General features: G+C 64.3%; 17 protein-coding genes. 2 read left to right on the plus strand and 15 right to left on the minus strand.

Going from position 1 to position 17,293, the window contains the following annotated elements; all coding sequences use genetic code 11:
- Positions 1 to 146 precede the first annotated feature (146 nt).
- Genes IVB29_RS32345 through IVB29_RS32355 form a run of 3 tightly spaced genes read right to left on the minus strand, consistent with a single transcriptional unit; the run spans position 147 to position 2,753 of the window.
- A complete protein-coding gene (locus tag IVB29_RS32345; RefSeq protein WP_247507460.1) occupies positions 147 to 560 on the minus strand; it encodes a Rieske (2Fe-2S) protein in 414 nt (137 codons plus the stop codon).
- The gene (locus tag IVB29_RS32350) at positions 560 to 1,669 is read right to left on the minus strand and encodes an amidohydrolase family protein (RefSeq protein WP_247507461.1); all 1,110 of its coding nucleotides are present in this window, start codon (positions 1,667 to 1,669) and stop codon (positions 560 to 562) included. The genes IVB29_RS32345 and IVB29_RS32350 overlap by 1 nt, the downstream gene beginning before the upstream one ends.
- 25 nt (positions 1,670 to 1,694) lie before the next feature.
- On the minus strand, positions 1,695 to 2,753 hold the full coding sequence (locus IVB29_RS32355; RefSeq protein WP_247507462.1) for an amidohydrolase family protein: 1,059 nt from the start codon (positions 2,751 to 2,753) through the stop codon (positions 1,695 to 1,697).
- A 167-nt stretch (positions 2,754 to 2,920) separates the two neighbouring features.
- On the opposite strand from IVB29_RS32355, the gene IVB29_RS32360 reads away from it, so the two are divergent.
- A complete protein-coding gene (locus IVB29_RS32360; RefSeq protein ID WP_247507463.1) occupies positions 2,921 to 3,403 on the plus strand; it encodes a CinA family protein in 483 nt (160 codons plus the stop codon).
- Between the two features lie 5 nt (positions 3,404 to 3,408).
- On the opposite strand, the gene IVB29_RS32365 is transcribed toward IVB29_RS32360, so the two are convergent.
- Both IVB29_RS32365 and IVB29_RS32370 read right to left on the minus strand, forming a co-directional pair.
- Entirely contained in the window at positions 3,409 to 4,176 is a 768-nt protein-coding gene (locus IVB29_RS32365; RefSeq protein WP_247507464.1) for a hypothetical protein, read from the minus strand.
- A 123-nt stretch (positions 4,177 to 4,299) separates the two neighbouring features.
- Entirely contained in the window at positions 4,300 to 4,575 is a 276-nt protein-coding gene (locus tag IVB29_RS32370) for a DUF1488 family protein (protein WP_346731319.1), read from the minus strand.
- A gap of 152 nt (positions 4,576 to 4,727) precedes the next feature.
- Here IVB29_RS32370 and IVB29_RS32375 point away from each other — a divergent pair, with 152 nt between their 5' ends.
- Positions 4,728 to 6,227: a hypothetical protein gene (locus IVB29_RS32375; RefSeq protein WP_247507466.1), complete on the plus strand. Its 1,500-nt coding sequence runs from the start codon at positions 4,728 to 4,730 to the stop codon at positions 6,225 to 6,227.
- A gap of 119 nt (positions 6,228 to 6,346) precedes the next feature.
- Here the strand turns inward: IVB29_RS32375 and IVB29_RS32380 are convergent, their stop codons facing one another.
- The 10 genes from IVB29_RS32380 to IVB29_RS32425 form a co-directional block, all read right to left on the minus strand.
- The gene (locus IVB29_RS32380) at positions 6,347 to 7,816 is read right to left on the minus strand and encodes an AMP nucleosidase (RefSeq protein WP_247507467.1); all 1,470 of its coding nucleotides are present in this window, start codon (positions 7,814 to 7,816) and stop codon (positions 6,347 to 6,349) included.
- Between the two features lie 215 nt (positions 7,817 to 8,031).
- Positions 8,032 to 9,363, minus strand: coding sequence for an HlyD family type I secretion periplasmic adaptor subunit (locus tag IVB29_RS32385; protein ID WP_247507468.1), 1,332 nt, complete (start codon positions 9,361 to 9,363; stop codon positions 8,032 to 8,034).
- On the minus strand, positions 9,360 to 11,102 hold the full coding sequence (locus IVB29_RS32390; RefSeq protein ID WP_247507469.1) for a type I secretion system permease/ATPase: 1,743 nt from the start codon (positions 11,100 to 11,102) through the stop codon (positions 9,360 to 9,362). The genes IVB29_RS32385 and IVB29_RS32390 overlap by 4 nt, the downstream gene beginning before the upstream one ends.
- A 265-nt stretch (positions 11,103 to 11,367) precedes the next feature.
- The gene (locus tag IVB29_RS32395) at positions 11,368 to 11,637 is read right to left on the minus strand and encodes a GlsB/YeaQ/YmgE family stress response membrane protein (RefSeq protein ID WP_247507470.1); all 270 of its coding nucleotides are present in this window, start codon (positions 11,635 to 11,637) and stop codon (positions 11,368 to 11,370) included.
- Between the two features lie 97 nt (positions 11,638 to 11,734).
- On the minus strand, positions 11,735 to 12,712 hold the full coding sequence (locus tag IVB29_RS32400) for an ABC transporter ATP-binding protein (protein WP_247507471.1): 978 nt from the start codon (positions 12,710 to 12,712) through the stop codon (positions 11,735 to 11,737).
- The gene (locus IVB29_RS32405) at positions 12,709 to 14,124 is read right to left on the minus strand and encodes an amidase (protein ID WP_247507472.1); all 1,416 of its coding nucleotides are present in this window, start codon (positions 14,122 to 14,124) and stop codon (positions 12,709 to 12,711) included. The genes IVB29_RS32400 and IVB29_RS32405 overlap by 4 nt, the downstream gene beginning before the upstream one ends.
- Positions 14,121 to 14,318: a hypothetical protein gene (locus IVB29_RS32410; RefSeq protein ID WP_247507473.1), complete on the minus strand. Its 198-nt coding sequence runs from the start codon at positions 14,316 to 14,318 to the stop codon at positions 14,121 to 14,123. Before IVB29_RS32410 ends, IVB29_RS32405 begins: the two co-directional genes overlap by 4 nt.
- The gene (locus tag IVB29_RS32415) at positions 14,315 to 15,376 is read right to left on the minus strand and encodes an ABC transporter ATP-binding protein (protein ID WP_247507474.1); all 1,062 of its coding nucleotides are present in this window, start codon (positions 15,374 to 15,376) and stop codon (positions 14,315 to 14,317) included. The genes IVB29_RS32410 and IVB29_RS32415 overlap by 4 nt, the downstream gene beginning before the upstream one ends.
- 2 nt (positions 15,377 to 15,378) lie before the next feature.
- The gene (locus IVB29_RS32420; RefSeq protein WP_247507475.1) at positions 15,379 to 16,281 is read right to left on the minus strand and encodes an ABC transporter permease; all 903 of its coding nucleotides are present in this window, start codon (positions 16,279 to 16,281) and stop codon (positions 15,379 to 15,381) included.
- A 3-nt stretch (positions 16,282 to 16,284) separates the two neighbouring features.
- Complete coding sequence (locus IVB29_RS32425) at positions 16,285 to 17,238, minus strand: ABC transporter permease (protein WP_247507689.1); 954 nt, start codon at positions 17,236 to 17,238, stop codon at positions 16,285 to 16,287.
- Positions 17,239 to 17,293: the final 55 nt, after the last annotated feature.

Consider the following 17,293-nt stretch of genomic DNA (forward strand, 5'->3'; position numbering starts at 1 on the left):
GGAGAGGTCGGAATTCAAGCGCAGCTTGAATTCCGGGTGAGGGGGTACAGATCCCACGACGATCTCACGTGTGGATAGAGGCCCCTCACCCCAGCCCTCTCCTCGTAAGAACGGGGCGAGGGAGCGCACTGCCGATGCGGCGCGCGCTACAGCTCCACCACCACGTAGTCGCTCTCGACCTTCACCATAACAGTCTCGGCGACATACGGCCCCTTCACCACGCTCGCGCCCGGCTCGACATGGGCCGGATACGCCTTCACGCGGAAGCGGCGGGGGTCGCAATAGGACTGGCCGGTACGGATGTCGAACTCCCAGCCGTGCCAGGGGCAGCGGATGATCTCGCCGAGTTTGGTGTACTCGATTTCGCCGGGATCACTCGATTGCGCGAGCCCGATCAGCGGCCCCTCGCACAGTGCTGCGCCCTGATGCGGGCAGCGGTTCATCAAACCGAAATATTCGCCCTTGATGTTGAAGACCGCGATCGGCCGTCCCTCGATCTCCAGGAATTTTCGCGTGCCGGGCGGCAGCTCGTCGACGGCGGCAATCACATGACGCGCCATCAAGCCAGTCCGTAAAGCTTCTTCGCATTGCCGAGATAGAACGCCTCGCGATTATCCTCGCTGACGCCCGCCGGCAACACACGCGACGGCTCGTCATAGTCCCAATGCGGGTAGTCGGTCGCGAACAAGAGGCGATCCCAGCCGATCCATTTGATGACGTCGAACAAATCCTCGCGCCGCTCGGGATCCTCCATCGGCTGCGTCGTCCACCACACCTGCTCGCAGATGTATTCCGACGGCGGCCGTTTGACATGCGGCACCTCGCTTCTGAGCCGCTGCCAGACCTTGTCGAGCCGCCACGCCAGCGACGGCGCCCAGCCGAAGCCGGCCTCGATCATGACCATCTTCAGTTTCGGAAAGCGCTCGAACACGCCTTCAAGCACGAGGCTTGCCAGCGCCGATTGCTGGCACTGCGAATGCCCCACCATCTCCTCGATGTAATAGGACGGCCAGCCCGACGGCGTGATCGGGTTGCCACCGAAGCCGAAGGCGTGGACGCCGACGGGAAGCCCGGCCTCTTCCGCGGCCTGATAGATCGGCCAGTAGCGGCGCTGGCCGAGCGGCTCGACATTGCGGCTGAGCAAAAGCACTTGCACAAAGTTCTTGTCGCCGGCGCGCTCGCGGATTTCGGCGGCGGCCGACAGCCCGTCCTCATTGGCGACGACGATGGACGCCTTCAGCCGCTTGTCCTTGCTGGTCCATTTGTCGATCTGCCAATCGTTGATCGCGGAACACAACGCGGCCGAGAGCTCGTGATTGCGGATGCCCTGCCCGGTGTTGAGCGGATTGAGCACGCCGAGCTGCACGTTGTTGGGATCGAGCAACTGCTTCTGCATGAAGGAGAGCGAAGAACCCTGCGGGCCGCCTTCCGGCGGATAGGCATCGCGGCGCGAGGCATTGGGCTGGGCCTTAGGGTAGGGCGGGCCTTCCATCATGCCCTGGTAGGCATGGACGCCGTAAACTTCGAGATGATGCTGCCAGCGTTTGGCGAGATAAGGATACAGCTCGGTGCGGGTCGCGCGCGCCGGATGGATGTCGCAGTCCGCAATCGCGGTTTTCGTCGTCGGGGAGGAAGCGGCCTCTAGGCCTTCGCGGAACTGGATATTCATCGCCTTGCCTCCTTTGGCAGCGGGCTCAATTCAGGCGGGGATAGGTTGCATGCGGATTGTCGATCATGATCTTGCGCACGAGATCGGGGGACAAGCCCTCGGGCAGCGCGTCCTGGCCGTCGAACTGCCAGTGCGGATAGTCCGTCGAGAATAGGACCAATTCGTCGGACTGCATATGATCAAACAGGCGAATTAATGTCTCAGCGTCGGGCGGCGCATCAAATGGCTGTAACGAGAAGCGGATGTTGCTGCGCACAATTTCGAGAGGTGCGCGATCGACCCAAGGCGTCTCCATCCGCACTCCGCGCCAGAATTTGTGCAGGCGCCAGAGATAGGGCGAGATCCAGGAGACGCCGGATTCCAGCATCACCATTTTCAGCCGCGGATATTTTACGAACACGCCCTCGACGATCAGGCTGGTGAGCTGGGTCTGGAACGCCTGGGCCTGACCGACATAATCCTCGATGTGGTAGGAACCCCACCCCACCGCAGTCGGCGGATTGTGATAGGCGGAGCCGGCGTGGATGCCGACCGGCAGGTCGAGCCGTTCCGCCGCTTCATAGATCGGCCACAGCGCGCGCTTGCCGAGCGGCGTATCGCCCATCACCAGCATCAGCACCTGGACGAAGCGCCGGTCCTGCGCGCAACGCTCGATCTCCGTGACGGCCTTCTCGACGCTCTGCGTGGGGATCACGATCGAGCCGCGCAGCCGCTTGTCACGGTCGAGCCATTCCTTCACGAGCCAGTCGTTCAGCGCGCGGCAGAAGGCGGCCTGCAAATCTTCCGAGAACACCATTTGCACACCGTAAAGCGGATTGCAGATGGCGTGCGTGAGCTGGAAGGGATCGAGCACATGGCGCTGCATGTCCTCCAGGCTTTCGCCAGGTTTGCCTGTCTCGGGCCGCCAATCGGGCCGCGCCACGATCGGCGAGTTCTTCGGATAGGATTGCGAGACGAGATCGACCATGCCGCGCGTCGTCACCTGATCGCGCCAATAGTCGTTCAGGTACGGCAGCAGGCTGGTCAGATGCGGCACGGCCGGATGCACATCGCAATCCACCCCGCCGGCGATCAGGGACGCCATCACGTCTCCCTCTTGCGTTTCCTCGTTTTGTCGCGGACGGCGCTTGGCCGCTCCGCTTTCTCTTTCCGCCATTCAAGCAGGCCTGCCCGTCACCTGCAACTCGGCCAAGGCTTCTGTCATATGCTAGAAAGGCTGAGCTCAGTTGCGAATGAATAAGGGGTTTTGGGATGAAAGAACTCGTCGGCATTGCGGAACAGGTCGCGGCCAAACTGATCGCGCGCAAGCAGACCATTGCGGTCGCGGAATCCTCGACCGGCGGCCTGATCGCGGCCAGCCTGCTCGCGGTGCCCGGCGCATCCGCTTACTTCCTCGGCGGTGCGGTGGTCTACACCCGCGATGCCCGGCGTGTGCTGATGGATATTTCGGACGAAGGAATGAAGGGCTTTCGCTCCTCGTCGGAGCCCTACGCGAAACTGCTGGCCGAACAGATGCGCAGCCGCTTCAGCTCCGACTGGGGCCTGTCCGAGACCGGCGCAGCCGGCCCCACCGGCAACCGCTACGGCGATGCCGCCGGCCATAGCTGCATGGCCGTCGCGGGCCCCGCAGCGGAGGTGATGACGCTGGAGACGGGGGGCAATGATCGGTTGGCGAACATGCAGGTGTTCGCGGCGACGGCGCTGAGATTGTTGCTGAGGAAGCTCGAGGGATAACTAGGTTAAGAGCAGGACAAGCCGTTGCCGGGCTCGCGGCACAGCTTCGCGCGAACCTCGACGATATCGATGTTGTACGTCCTGGCTCTCCGCATGCGAGAGACGTAGGCCGAGTCGGCACTGTCCGCTGAAAGCAGATTGAGCTGCTTCTTGGTCGCCGCGCTGCACATCAAACCAGCGTTACCGTCGAGATATCTCGACTGGGCTCCAAGCTCCTGCCGGGTGAGCTCCGCGAATGGCCCCAGACGCAATTGCGTTTCGATCGCCGCAATCTCCGCGTCGCTCGCTTCTGACCGGGCAACACCCTTCATCTTGCGTTCGAAGCCGTTTGCGATCGCCGCCCCATGTGCCGCCCCAAGATCCGCAAACTCCTGCGCTGCGTCCAGAAACTCACCGCGCTGGGAACCAGCCAGAAGGTAGGACTTGCAGGCCAATGGGTTGCTCGCGAGCTTCAGGAGGGCCGCCAGCTCCGCCCGGTCCAGGGCATTGATGTGCTCGTCGTCGGCATAGGATTCCATCTCGTTGGCCAGGATCATGTTGAGCACGCCATTGGCGGCGGGCCATCCGCCCTCGCTGAACGCCTCTTCAGTCTCCCGAAGGAAGACCGCCCTAAGAGCTGGATCGCTGCGGGCAATCGACGCGGCCAAAGGAAAGCGCGCAATGTTCTGATCGAAATCGCGCACAAACGCGCTCGGCCCGGAGAGGTTCGCATATGCGAGGTTTCCGGCCAGCAGGGCGACGGCGACGAGCAGCAATATGGATCGTCTGGTCATGCGAACTTTCCGGCGTGGCTACTGCCGGTCATAATCTCACGCCGCGTCGCCGTCCTCCATTGCAACTACAGGCTGCCCTTAATGAATCCTTTCGCAGCCATGGCGAGTTGCGCACATGCCCTTCTATCGCGCCAAATGCCGCATGAAAATCCGCACCACATAGCCGTGGACCCGCGGCGCCTCGTCGTAGAGATCCGATGCGATCCGCTCGATGGTTTCGCGCAGGGACAAAAACTGCGCCTGGCGCGCGCTGCTTTCGGTGCCCTGCATGCCCGCGAGCTCATCCATCGCGGCGTCGCTGATCTGACAGTCCACGACGTCACCATCGTTCAGCATGGTGAAGCGGAAGGCCAGACGTTCGAGGTCATGGCCGATGATCCTGTCGCGCGTCAGCGGCATCAAGTCGTCCCGGTCGAGCCCCCGCGACGGACAATGCTGAACTTTTGCCGGCTTGTCAGCAATGCTGACACGGAGCTCGCCGAAAATTCGACTCGGCCAACTCCCTCCCAGATTGTATCCTGAGACGATGCTCATGTGGCAGGGAGCATGCCATGTTCATGTGGACCGGCGTTCTCGATCGCTCTGCCTATGTCCGGCGCGCGGCCGTCGCCATTGCGCTGCTGGCAGGAACGAGCTTGCTGTTTCCTTCTCTGGTCAAGGCACTCGAGCCGCACTGCCCTTTGGGTCTGTGTGGTGCGACCGCGCCCTTGTTCTGGCCGATCCTTCTTGCCGTCCCGCTCGTGCTGATCCTGAGCATATGCATGCGCAGGGCCCGTGACGCCGGCTTGCGCCCGTCACTCGCTGCATTGCCGCCCCTGATGCTCTATGGCGATCAATTGATCCTGGAAGTCGCAGGAACCGATCGGCTGTTTTCCTTACGTGCGTATCTTTTCTTTCTGCCTGTGTTTGCGATGTTCGGGCTGCTCCTGATGGCGTTGCTGGCGGTGCCGGCGCGCAACGCCATGCGCAACGCGGGAGGCACAATCGTGGACGCGGCGTTGCTCGTTCTGGCGGGATGGATCGCCATTGGCGCGATCGAACGCGGAGACAGGCTTGTTCTTCCCCTCCTCCTCATGAGCATGCCGGCCCAGATCGACCGTGCGATATACCTGCCGTTGTCTTACGCCATTTATGCAATGCCACTCTTCCTCGCGCTGGCAGCCTATCGGCTCTGGTGGTCGCCACCCCCGGCAACCGCGCCGGCCACATCCAGCGGGTCGAATCTCTGGCAGCCGAAGCGCGCAGTGATGATCGGCGCGATCATTGCCCTCGTCTCCCTGCTCTGGTCGACCCTGCCGCCCGGCGACCTGGTCGAGACCATTTATCTGCTCCCCATTCTGCTTGGGCTCTACCTGGTCCCCGTCTTCGTGCCGACATTCGTGCTCTATGCCGTGGTCACCGCTTCGATCCTTCGCATCTGCGCCAAGCGTGACGCCATTGCGATCGTTGCAATTGTGGCAGCTTCGATCCCATTCCTGCTTTGGGCTCTATCCTTTGCTTCAGTGCTTCAGGCCAGAGCGCGGGAAAGGGCCGAGATCGCCGCCATTCCCAAGGTCGCGCTGCCTGCCAGGTCCGGCGGTATCGTGATTGAAGGTGAAGACAATGCGCTGGTGAATTGTGCGCTTGAACGCTTCCTGTTGGCCGACCGCGCCGTCGGCGGCGTCTTCATTCACGAACAAGGCTCCGGCCCGTATCATCGGTTCAGGCGCGGCCCGGATGATTCGCAAGTGGAGGACGATCAGACCTTCGACACCGCGCCGGCCGAACACTTTCTCGTCAGGTTTCCGCGCCGACCGCAATTCGTCCAAGACAAAAAGGCCGTCATGGACCGGATTTCGCCGCCGACCGAAATCTACGCTGTCGCGTCCGGCGGAGCACAGCTCGTCGCGCTCACCTATGCGACGCGTAACCAGCCGCCGGCGTTCCCACCGCTGCTGACGATAAATGGCTGGTATCGTCACCCCGAAGCACCTTCCAAGGTGGCGTGCAGGAACGTCGAAATCTTCCTCGACCGCGAACTGCTGGACAAATTGGAGCGAGAGCGGGCGTAAGACTTGTCCTGCAAGACCGCTCCCTGCGCTGGCTTCGATGTTCCGTGACGAGTGCTAACGGAGACGCCAGCACTCGTGCGACAGTTCTCCTGTCCTTCCAGTCGCGGAAGATGAGCGCGTTACTGAAACGCGACCTCGGCAAAGCTCCGCAGTTTTCGCGAGTGCAGGCGCTCGGACTCCTGCTGCTTGAGCCGCTCCAGCGCCTTCAAGCCGATCTCGAGATGCTGGCCGACGCGGCGGCGGTAGAATTCGCTGGCCATGCCTGCGAGCTTGATCTCGCCATGCAGCGGCTTGTCGGAGACGCAGAGCAGCGTTCCGTAAGGCACACGGAAGCGATAGCCGTTGGCGGCGATCGCAGCCGATTCCATGTCGAGCGCGACCGCACGCGATTGCGACATGCGGCGGATCACCTCGGGCCCCGAGATCTCCCAGTTGCGATTGTCGACGCTGGCGACGGTGCCGGTGCGCATCAGGCGCTTGAGCTCGAAGCCTTCGAGCCCGGTGACGTCTTCGACCGCCTCCTCCAACGCGACCTGCATCTCGGCGAGCGCCGGGATCGGTACCCACAGCGGCAGCTCGCGGTCGAGCACGTGATCCTCGCGCACATAGCCGTGGGCGAGAACGTAGTCGCCGAGCCGCTGCGTGTTGCGCAGGCCCGCGCAATGGCCGAGCATTAGCCAGGCATGCGGACGCAGCACGGCAACGTGGTCGGTGACGTTGCGCGCGTTGGAAGGGCCGGTGCCGATGTTGATCAGGGTGATGCCGCGATAGCCTGATGCGACCAGGTGGAAGGCCGGCATCTGCGGCATGCGCGCCGGCGCGTCTCCAGTCGTCGCGCCGCCAGCATGCATGATGACGTTGCCGGGTGCGACAAAAGCTTCGAAGCCGGCTTCGCCGGACTGAAGCCGCTGCTGGCAGAGCTGCGCGAACGCGTCGACATAGAACTGGTAGTTGGTGAAGATGACAAAATTCTGGAAATGCTCGGGGTCGGTGCCGGTGTAGTGGTAGAGCCGGCGCAGCGAGTAATCGACCCGGGCAGCCCGAAACAGCGACAGCGGCTCGGGCGCGCCGGGCTGAAGCTCAAATGTGCCGTCGGCAATCGAATCGTCCATCGTGGCAAGATCAGGCACATCGAACGCATCGCGGAGCGAGCGCGTGATTGTGGAATTCTCGCTGGTGGTGATGGCGGCTTCGATGTTGATGTCGCGGCGATAGGCAAAATGGATCGGGATCGGCTCGGCGGACTCGCCGATCTCGACGGGCACGCCGTGGTTCTGGATCAGCAGGCCGATCTGCTCGGTGAGATAGCTGCGGAACAGATCCGGCCGCGTGACGCTGGTCTCGTGCACGCCGGGCCCGGCGACGAAGCCGTAAGCGAGCCGCGAATCCAGCCGCGCATGCGTCGCAGTGGTGAGGCGGACGAAGGGGTAGTAGGCCCGCACCCGCGTCGTGATCGCCTCGCCGTTGACATAAGCCTCGAACCGGTCGCGCAGGAATTTTGTGTTGCGCTCGTAGATCTCTTCGAGGCGGGCGACGGCGAGGCTGGCGTCGGCGAAGGATTTGGTGGCGATGGAGGGTGGGGATTGCATGGTTCGACCGCCGGGTTGCTGGGGCTTGAGTCGAACTATAGCAAAGAAGGAGGAGCCGTAGGGTGGGTTAGCGCAGCGTAACCCACCAGTTCTGCCTCTGCGGATGGAGAAGTGGTGGGTTACGGCTTCGCCTAACCCACCCTACGAGATCGCGCCTGCCGATCGAGATCCCGGATGCGCGCCAAGCGCGCTCCGGGATGTCGCGCTTTCGCGCGTCACTTCTCCCTGAACGCCCGCATCAGCTGGTCGTGCAGCGGCTTCATCAGGTAGGACAGCATGGTGCGGTCGCCGGTCTGGACGAAGGCTTCCGCCGGCATGCCGGGGATCAGCCTGGAATCGCCGAGGCGGGCGACCTCTTCCGCCGGCATCGAGACGCGGATGGTGTAATAGCTCTGCCCGGTGCGCTGGTCGGTGGTGACGTCGGGCGAGACGCGGGTGACGACGCCGTTGAGCTCGGGCGTGGTCCGTTGGTTGAAGGCGGACAGGCGCAGCAGCGTCTTCTGGCCGATCTGGAGCTTGTCGATGTCGGTCGGATTGACCTTGGCCTCGACCTGGAGGTCGTCGGCCTGCGGCACGATCAGCATGAGCGCATCGCCGGCGGTGACGACGCCGCCGACGGTATGCACCGTCGATTGCAGTACCATGCCGTCCTGCGGCGCGCGGATGTCGACGCGGCGAAGCTGATCTTCGGCCGCGACCTTGCGCTCGATCATCTCGCCGACCTTGTCGTTGGTCTCGCGCAGATCCTTGGAGACCTCGCTCACCATGTCCTTGTCGACCTGGATGATCTGGAGCTCGGTCTCTGTGATCTTGCCCTTGGCCTGCGCCCGCGAGGCGATGTATTGCGCACGCTCGCCGTTGAGGCGGGCGTTGTCGCGCTCGAGCGTGGTCAGGCGCGAGAGCTGCACCAGATGCTTGTCATAGAGATCGCGGACGCCGACGAGCTCCTGCTGCACCAGCGAGATCTCCTTGTCCTTGGCCTTCTCCTGCGCGGAGAGGCCCTCGATCTCCTCGTTGAGCTGCTGAACGCGTTCACGAAGCTGTGCCTTCTGGCCGGCGCGGCCGTTGACGCGGACGTCGAACAGCTTGGTTTCGGCGTCGAGCAGGTTCTTGACGTCAGGATCGTTGCCGCGATCGAGCAGCGATTGCGGGAAGTCGACCCTGTCGACACCGCGCTGCTCGGCCTGGAGCCGCGCCGTGCGCGCCTGCGCGGCGTCGAGATTCTTGGTGACGATGGCGAGGTTCGCCTTGGTGACGGTGTCGTCCAGCCGCACCACGATGTCGCCGGCCTTGACCACGTCGCCGTCGTGGGCGCGCAGCTCGCCGACCACGCCGCCGGTCGGATGCTGCACCTTCTTGACGTTGGATTCGACCACGATCTGGCCCGGCGCGATCAGCGCGCCCGAGATCTGCACGGTCGACCCCCAGCCGCCCAGACCGACGACGAGGACCAGGATGATCCCGAGCCCGAGCATCAGGTGAAACCGGATCGATTCCCGCACGGTCCGCTTTGCGGCAGGCTTGCCGCCAATGGCCATCGAGCTCATGACTTTCCGCCTTCGCTGACGATTTTGATCGGCGCCGGCGGGGTCGCGCGCGGCTGGAGCACCTGGGAGAGCACCTGCTCTTTCGGGCCGAAGGCCTGCATGCGGCCCTCGCGCAGCACCAGGATCTGGTCGACCGCCTCGACGCCGATGGGCCGGTGCGCCACCACGATGACGATGGCGCCACGGTCGCGGGCGGTACGGATGGCGCGGGTCAGCGCCTCGTCGCCTTCGGTGTCGAGATTGGAATTGGGCTCGTCGAGCACGATCAGGAACGGATTGCCGTAGAGCGCGCGCGCCAGCGCCACGCGCTGGGCCTGGCCTGCGGAGAGCGAGGTGCCCTGCTCGCCGACTTGCGTGTTGTAGCCCTCGCGCATCTTGATGATCATCTCATGCACGCCGGCTTCTTTGGCCGCGGTGATGATGCCGTCAGATTTGGCCTCGAGATCGAAGCGGCTGATATTCTGCGCGATGGTGCCGCCGAACAGCTCGACATCCTGCGGCAGATAGCCGATGTGGCGTCCGAGCGCGTCGGACGACCATTGGTCGAGCGCCGCGCCGTCGAGCCGCACCTTGCCGCGCACCGGATGCCAGACGCCGACCAGCGCGCGGATCAGCGACGATTTGCCGGAGCCGCTTGGTCCGATCACGCCGAGGGCGCTGCCGGCTTCGAGCGCGAAGGTGACGTCCTGGACGATGAGGCGCTGGTTGCCCGGCGGCACCATGGCGAGGCCCTCGACCGCGAGGCGGCTGGTGGGTGCCTGCAACTGTGTCGGCATCGTCTGCGCCGGCATCTGCTCCAGCAGGCGCGTGAGGCGCTGCCAGCTCTGGCGGGCCGTGACGAAGGATTTCCAGTGCGCAATGGCGAGATCGACAGGCGCCAGCGCACGCGCGGAGAGGATCGAGCCGGCGATGATGATGCCGGCGGTCGCCTCCTGGTGGATGACGAGATAGGCGCCGACTGCGAGCACCGCCGATTGCAGCATCATGCGCAGCACTTTTGCGACTGCGCCGAGACCGCCGGCGACGTCGCTCGCGCGCTGATTGCCGGCGAGATATTTTTCGTTGGCCTCGCTCCAGCGCGCGTTCATCCGGCCGGTCATGCCCATCGACACCATGACTTCGGCGTTGCGACGGCTGGAGGAAGCCAGATCGTTGCGCTGGGCGGCAAGGCCCATCGCCTCGCGCGCCGGCTGGCGGGACATGAATTCGGTGACCAGCGTCAGGCCCACCAGGATGATGGCGCCGACCAGGGCGGTGACGCCGATCATGACGTGGAAGGCGAAGCAGATGGCGAGATAGAGCGGCAGCCAGGGCAGGTCGAAGAACGCACTCGGGCCCATGCCGCCGAGGAAGGAACGGACATTGTCGAGATCGCGCAGCGGCTGGAGGCCCTCGTTGCGGCTGCCGACCAGAAGCGGCAGGCGCACGACGGTGTCGAACACACGCTTGTTGAGGGCCTCATCCAGCGCAGTGCCCACCCGCCCCAGGATCCGGTTGCGGATCATGTCGAGCACGCCCTGCGCCGCATAGAGGAAGCTGGCGATGACGATCAGGCCGACCAGGGTCGGAACGCTGCGGCTCGGCAGCACCCGGTCGTAGACCTCCAGCATGAAGATCGACCCGGTCAGATACAGCAGGTTGATCATGCAGCTCATGAAGCCGACGCCGATGAACGCCGTGCGACAAGCGCGCAAGGCGTCCCCGAGCTCCGAACGGCGGACGCCAGGGAGGGCTGCCATCAGTCTGATCTCTTTCGGGTAAGGGGGCAAAGCCCCTGAATTTCACAGGCCGTTCAGGGGTACTCGACCCGGATTAATAGGGTGTTCTCCCCAGCAACCAACGCATCGTAATTCATCCAGGCCCTAATGAGCCACATCTACCCTTGACGGCCCCGCACGCAAATCCGGTATTTCACAGTCTTTGCGGTTTTTTATAGCAGACATCACCGCCTCCCCCCAGCCTGGGGAGAGGCACAAAGTTCCGATCGACCAGCCGCGCGGGCTGCTAGAGCCGACCGCCGCCGCGCACCAGGCGGACCACCAGAAGCAGGATGACAGCGCCGATCGCGGAATAAATGATCTCCGAGACCAGCCCGGCGCCGATGTGAATGCCGAGCTTCGGGAACAGAAAGCTCGCGACAAACGCGCCGGCGATGCCGATCACGATGTCGCCGATGATGCCGAACCCGCTTCCGCGCACCACCTTGCCGGCGAGCCAGCCGGCAACCAGGCCGACGAACAGGATGACGATGAGGCTTTCGCCAGAAATGTACATAAGTTGAAGTCCCTTTCCATGAACGAGGGCCATGGAACGGGAACCGGGATGAATGGGGTCTGAATGCTGTTCCCGCCCCCCAGTTGCCGTCTAAATATCATGACAGCGCGGTGACCGGCTCCGCCAACACGCACCTTGCCGCCCGGCCTGGCCCGACCTCGACATTCGCAGGCAGTTGCTCGACGCAGCGCGGCTGGGCCACGGCGCAGCGGGGGGCGAAAGAGCAGTTGTGGGGTTTTTCGGCGAGCGACGGCGGGGTGCCGGGGATGGTTTCGAGCCGCGCGCCCCGCTTGGCGCCGTGGACCGTCGAGGCGAGCAGGCCCTTGGCGTAGGGGTGCACCGGGCTGCGGACGATATCGCGAAGCGTGCCCTGCTCCACGATCTGGCCGGCATACATCACCGCGACGCGGTCGCAGATCTCGATCGCAACACCAATGTCGTGGGTGACGAAGATGACGGACATGCCGAACTCGCGTTGCAGCTCGCGCAAGAGCAATAATATCTGAATCTGCACGGTGGCATCGAGCGCGGTGGTCGGCTCGTCCGCGAGCAAAATCTTGGGACGGCAGGCGAGCGCCAACGCGATCATCGCGCGCTGACGCATGCCGCCGGACATTTCGTGCGGATAGGCGTCGAGCCGGCGTCTGGCCGAGGGAATGCGCACGACCTCGAGCATTTCGAATGCCCTCGCTCTGCCCTCCGCATAAGACTTGCCCTCGTGGCGCACGACGCTTTCGGCGATCTGCTCACCGATGGTGTAGACCGGATCAAGCGCGAGCGCGGGCTCCTGAAAGATCATCGACACCGTCTGGCCGCGGAACGACGACAGCTGCTCGTCGTTCATGGCGAGCACATCGCGGCCCATCACGTTGACCTTGCCCGTGATCTGCGTGCGCTTGCGCGGCAGCAGCCGCATCAGCGCACGCAGGGTCACGCTCTTGCCCGAACCGGACTCGCCGAGCAGGCCCAGCACCTCGCCGTCACCGAGCGAGAGACTGAGATCGTTCACGGCAAAAACCGTGCGCTCGCCGGTGAAGCGGATGTTGAGGCCTGAGATGTCGACGAGCTTTGTCATGACGGCAGTTTGGGTACCCGGTCGTGATAGTCGGTGACGCGCTGGAAGGCCGCGCCGATGGCAAGCAGGGTCGCTTCATCGAAGGAGCGGCCGATCAGCTGCATGCCAATTGGCAGGCCGCTTTTGGTGAAGCCGGAGGGAATGGTGAGCGACGGCAGGCCGAGGAAATTCACCGGACGGGTGAACAGCGTCAGGCGCTGCACCATGGCCGGCGCATTCGGTCCGCCGCCGACATCGCTCTCCTCGATCGTCGGCGCCGGCACCGGCGATGCCGGCGCGATGATCGCGTCGACGCCGGCCGTGGCTGCATTGTGCGCGGCGAGTGCCGGACCGCGCCAGCGCATCGCCTCGAGATAAGTGATGGCGGGAACAGCGAGGCCGTTTTGAAGCCGCATCAGCGTCTGCGCGCCATAATCCTGCGGGCGCTCGATCATCCAGCGCTTGTGGAACGCCGCAGCTTCCGCCGCGAGCACGAGTTGACTCGCCGCCTGCAGTTGCCGCTGATCCGGCAGCTCGACTGAGACGATGTCGGCACCCTCGCGCTTGAGCACGGCGATGGTCTCGTCCAGCACGCGCGCGACCTCGCTGTCGAGGTCGTCGACATAGAAGGATGCGGGCACGCCTATCTTGAGGCCCTTCAGCGAACCCTTGGTGGCGCCGACATAGTCCGACAGCGGCTCGTGGCTCGTGGTCGAGTCCGCGGGATCGAGACCTGCCATCAGCGCAAGCAACAGCGCGCAATCCTCCGCAGTCCGCGCGAGCGGGCCGACCGTGTCGAGCGATTGCGACAGCGGCATCGCGCCGGCGCGGCTGACGCGGCCGACGGTGGTCTTCAAGCCCGTGACGCCGCAGAAATGCGCGGGCATGCGGATCGAGCCGCCGGTGTCCGAGCCGAGCGCCGCAAAGGTCAGCCGCGCGGCGACCGACGAGCCGGAGCCGGAGGACGAGCCGCCGGTAATATGGGCGACGTTCCAGGGATTGCGCACCGGGCCGTAATGGGCGTTGTGCCCGGTCGGGCCATAGGCGAACTCCGCAAGGTGCAACGTGCCGAGCCGCACCTGGCCGGCGTCCTTCAGCCGCTGCAAGGCGGTGGACGTCACGGTCGGAACGAAATCGCGGCGGATCAGCGAGCCGCAGGTCGCGACATGGCCGGCATCATAATACATGTCCTTGTGTGCGAGCGGCACGCCATGCAAGGGACCACGGACTTTGCCCTTCGCGAGTTCGGCATCGGCGGCATCGGCGGCTTTCAATGCAGCCTCGGATTCAATCGACATGAAGGCGTTGAGATGCGGCTGCCATTGCGCGATGCGATGGAGTAGCGCGCGCGTCACCTCATGCGAGGACAGCTGCTTCATCGCGATCGCACGCGCGACCTCGGTGAGCGTCATCAAGGCAGGCTCGGTGCTCATTTCGACACCTTCAGCGTCTGCGCGATAGGGTAGAGCGCGGGCTCGAGGTCGAACGGCAGCGTGCCGGCGATGGCTTCAAAGCCTTCGAAGGCGGGTCCGATGGAATTGGAGATACGCGTTGCGATCTCGTCGTCCACGGGAACGCCCGCGATTTGCGCGATCGGCTTGATCTCTTTCGGTGTCGGTCTCGTCATGCGGTTTCCTCTCGGGGCGCGCGGCTATGGCCTGAACCCGGAATTGCCATGTAGCACGCGGCCTCGTGGCCCATTCTATCGACGGCCGTGAGTTTTGGTGCTGCATTTGCGCAGAGCGGCTCCGCAAACGCGCAACGGGTGTGGAAGCGGCAGCCCGGGGGCGGATCGATCGGGTTGGGCGGATCGCCGGTGATCGGCGGCTGCTCGGTGCGTCGATCAGGATCGGAGGACGGCATCGCAGCAAGCAGCGCGCGCGTGTAGGGGTGCGCGGGACTGTCCCAGACCTGGTCGACCGGGCCGAGTTCGACGACCTCGCCGAGATACATCACCAGCACGCGATCACTGATGTAGCGCACGACGTTGAGGTCGTGGCTGATGAAGAGGTAGGTCAGGCCGAATTCGCGCTTGAGGTCGGCCAGGAGATTCAGTACCTGCGCCTCGACGGATTTGTCGAGCGCGGAAACCGCTTCATCGAGGATCACCAGCCGCGGCGACAGCGCGAGCGCGCGCGCGATGTTGACACGTTGGCGCTGGCCGCCGGAGATCTCGTGCGGATAGCGGTTGGCGAAATTTGCAGGGACCAGGCCGACCTTGCCGAGCAGCTCGCGCGCGAGCGCGCGCGCTGTGCTGTCGGCCATGCCGTGGACTTTCGGGCCGAACGCGATCGACTCCTCGATCGTCAGGCGCGGATTGAGCGAGGCGTAGGAGTCCTGGAACACCATCTGCATGCCGCGGCGCAACTCGCGCAGCGACAGCGACTGCCCGACGCTCATGCCGTCATAGATGATGTCACCGGTATCGCGCTGCATCAGGTGCATCAGCAGCCGCGCGGTGGTCGACTTGCCGCAGCCGGACTCGCCGACGATGCCGACGGTCTCGCCCTTCGCGACCGAGAAGGACACGTTATCGACGGCGCGCACGGTGCGCTTCGCCGCGAATAATCCGCCACGCACCGGAAAGTGCTTGGTCAGGCCGTTGACCTGAAGCAGCGGCTGCGCGACGCCGCCGAAATCCTCGATCGGCTCCAGCATTTCAACAAACGTGTTACTCTCGCTCATGCCTAATTCCTGATGTCCATGGCGCTGCGCAAGCCGTCCGAGAGCAGATTGAAGCAGATCGAGACCGCGAAGATCATCGCGCCCGGGAGAGCTGCGACCCAGGGATTGACGTAGATCGCGGTGCGCAAGGTGTTCAGCATCAAGCCCCATTCCGGTTCCGGCGGTTTTGTGCCGAGGCCGAGGAAGGAGAGACCGGCCGCCAAAATCATCGAGACCGAAATGAGACTGGTGGCATAGACGAAGATCGAGCCCAGCACGTTGCCGAGGATGTGCACGCGCATGATGGTGAAGGGACCAGCGCCTGACGCGCGCGCGGCCTCTACGAAATCCATGTTGCGCACGCCCGTGGTGACGCTTTCGGCAACGCGGGTGATTTGCGGCACGAACACCACGGTCAGCGACACGATGGAGTTGAGAATGCCGGCCCCGAGTGCGCCGGAGATCGCGATCGCGAGCAGCACGGAGGGGAAGGCGTAGAACACGTCGATGGTGCGCATGATCGCGGTGTTGAGCTTGCCGCCGACATAGCCGGCGACAAGCCCGAGCGAGGTGCCGATGCAGAAGGCGAGAATCACGGGCAGAATGCCGATGACCAGCGATAGCCGTCCGCCATAGATCAACCGCGCCAGCATGTCGCGGCCGAGCTCGTCGGTGCCGAGCGGGTAGCCGACCGTGCCGATGTGCCGAAGGCGGCGGATCATCGAGCCCTTGTAGGGATCCTCAAGTCCGAGCCAGGGCGCGACCACCGCGGACAGGAAGATCAGCAGCAGCACCAGCGCGCAGACCATGCTGACCTTGTCACGCCGGATACGGCGGCCGACGGTCGCCCAATAGCCGCGTGCCTTGGTGGCGGGCGCAGCCTGCAGCGCGGCATCGACGGTGGCGGACAACGGAAGCTCGCTCATCGGCTAGCCCCGCTTGATGCGCGGATCGATCGCGGCTTGCGCGATATCGACCAGCAGATTGAGGAAGACGAAGAACAGCGCCAGGATCAGGATCGTGCCCTGCAGCAGCGGCAGGTCGCGCTGGAAGATCGCGGAGTTGAGCAGGAAGCCCGAGCCCGGCCAGGAAAACACGGTCTCGATCAGGATTGAGCCGCCGAGCATGTAGCCGAGCTGAAGTCCCATCACCGCGAGCGCGGTGGGGGCGGCGTTCTTGATCACATGGCGGAACACGCCGGTTTCGTGAAGACCCTTGGCACGCAATGCCTCGACGAAATCCTGCGAGAGGATGTCGCCGGTGAGCGCGCGCACCGTGCGGGTGACGATGCCCATCGGAATCACCGACGTCGTGATCGCAGGGAGCACGAGATATTGCAGATGCGCCCAGTCCCATGCCCAGGCTGTGGAGCCACCGGGTCCGGCGCCGACCGCGGGCAGCCAGTTCAGCTGCACCGAGAAGATGATGACGAGCACCATGCCGAGCCAGTAATGCGGCACGGACACGCCGGCGATGGCGAAGGAGGTCGCGACCTTGTCGATCCAGGTTTCGCGGAAATAGCCGGCGATCAGACCGAGCAGGATGCCCATGCTGAAGCCGATGATCGCCGCTGCAATCGCCAGCGTGACGGTGTTGCTGACCGCGCGCATGACCTCGGCGAGCACGGGTCGGCCGGTGGCGATGGAATTGCCGAGATCGCCATGCAGCGCGCGCAGCAGCCAAAGCCCGAACTGCACCGGCAGCGGACGATCGAAACCATAGGCGGCGCGGAGCTGCGCCGCGAGCTCCTGCGAGGCGTCTGCGGGGAGCACGGCAACCAGCGGATCGCCCGGCGTGATGTGCACGAGCAGAAAGCACACCAGCGCCACGCTGATGACGATCGGGATGACATAGACGATGCGTCTGGCGATATAGGCGAGCACGTCGGATTCTTTCTTCCCTTCTCCCCTTGTGGGAGAAGGTGGCGCGAAGCGCCGG

Source organism: Bradyrhizobium sp. 1 (genome assembly GCF_023073315.1).
Taxonomy (GTDB): Bacteria; Pseudomonadota; Alphaproteobacteria; order Rhizobiales; family Xanthobacteraceae; genus Bradyrhizobium.